The following is a 1,457-nucleotide window of genomic DNA, read 5'->3' as shown; positions in this document are numbered from 1 at the left end:
AAGTAAATTCCGCCAGAAACTCGGTGACAAGGCCGGATACACGGAAGAAATTCCGAGTATCCGGTCTTCGTCTGTTTCGAAGTGCCTGCGGCAGTGGTGCGGTTGGGTGCCTTCCAGGGCACTTGTTCACACCACTGCCGCAGGCACTCACCTACAGCCCCAGATCGCGTCCGATCAGTTCCTTCATGATCTCGTTCGATCCGGCCCAGATCTTGGTCACGCGAGCGTCTTTCCACGCCCGAGCGGCGCGGTATTCGTTCATGAACCCGTAGCCGCCGTGTAGCTGGACGCAGTGGTCGAGGATTTCGTTCTGCACCTGCGAGCTCCACCACTTCGCCTTGGCGGCGTCGATGGCGGTCAGTTCACCGATCCCGTGTGCGGCGATGCAATTGTCGATGTACGCCTGTGCCACATCGAGTTTGGTGACGAGCTCGGCGAGCAGAAACTTGTTCCACTGCAGTGAGCCGATCTGCTGGCCGAATGCCTTGCGATCCTTGGCGTACTGCAGCGTCTCCTCGAGAATGGGACGGACGTGTCCGAGGTTGGCCACCGAGCAGCTGATCCGTTCCTGGGGGAGTAGCTGCATCATGTGGATGAAGCCGCCGTCGAACTCGCCGATCATGTTCGAGCTCGGGACGCGCACGTTCTCGAAGAACAGCTCGGCCGTGTCGGATTCGGGCTGACCGACCTTGTCGAGCTTGCGGCCGCGGGAGAATCCTTCGGTGCCGTTCTCGACGGCGAACAGCGTGATGCCCTTGGCCTTCTTCTCCGGCGTGGTGCGGGTGGCGACGATGACCAGGTCTGCGGAGTTGCCGTTGGTGATGAACGTCTTCGAACCGTTGATGATGAAGTCGTCTCCGTCCTTGACGGCAGTGGTCTTCAGCGCGGCCAGGTCGGAGCCACCGGACGGTTCGGTCATCGCGATCGCCGTGAGAATCTCGCCGCTGCAGAAGCCGGGCAGCCAGCGTTTCTTCTGCTCTTCGGTGGTGAGCTTGACCAAGTAGGGCGCGACGATGTCCACGTGGATACCGAAGCACGACGCCACTGCGGCGCTCGAGCGGGCGAGTTCCTCGGCGAGGACGGCGTTGAATCGGTAGTCCTCGGCTCCGCTGCCGCCGTATTCTTCCGGTACTTCCAGTCCCAGGAAGCCGTTGCGTCCGGCTTCGAGCCAGATCTCGCGGTCGATGTATCGCTGCTCGACGAGCTTTTCCTCGACCGGTGTGATGGTCCGGGTGACGAATTCGCGTACCGACGCGCGGAAGTCCTCGTGATCGGCCTCGAACAAGCTGCGCTTCATCTATCTGTTCCTCTCGGTAACGGTGAGTTATCAGCGAACAATACTCGTTGGTAACAACCGTCCCGGACCGGTGTGGCACTATGCGAACCATGGCTGACGCACCCACTTCGCTCGTTCGATCGACCACCGCGGCAGGCGCCGAGCTCGCCGTCCTCACCTT

Annotated in this window: 1 protein-coding gene; it reads right to left on the bottom strand. The window is 61.2% G+C overall.

Annotation, left to right across the window (positions count from 1 at the left end):
• Positions 1–151: 151 nt before the first annotated feature.
• Entirely contained in the window at positions 152–1,297 is a 1,146-nt protein-coding gene (locus tag CH256_RS02900; RefSeq protein ID WP_032396497.1) for an acyl-CoA dehydrogenase family protein, read from the bottom strand.
• Positions 1,298–1,457 lie beyond the last annotated feature (160 nt).

The organism is Rhodococcus sp. 05-2254-6 (assembly GCF_002258565.1).
GTDB lineage: Bacteria > Actinomycetota > Actinomycetes > Mycobacteriales > Mycobacteriaceae > Rhodococcoides.
Note: the sequence above shows the minus strand (reverse complement) of the source record. Positions and strands in the feature narration are given on the sequence as shown.

What these genes read in the sequence shown, in the direction of transcription:
- CH256_RS02900 (WP_032396497.1), bottom strand. Translation starts at nt 1,297, where the DNA reads ATGAAGCGCAGCTTGTTCGAGGCCGATCACGAGGACTTCCGCGCGTCG.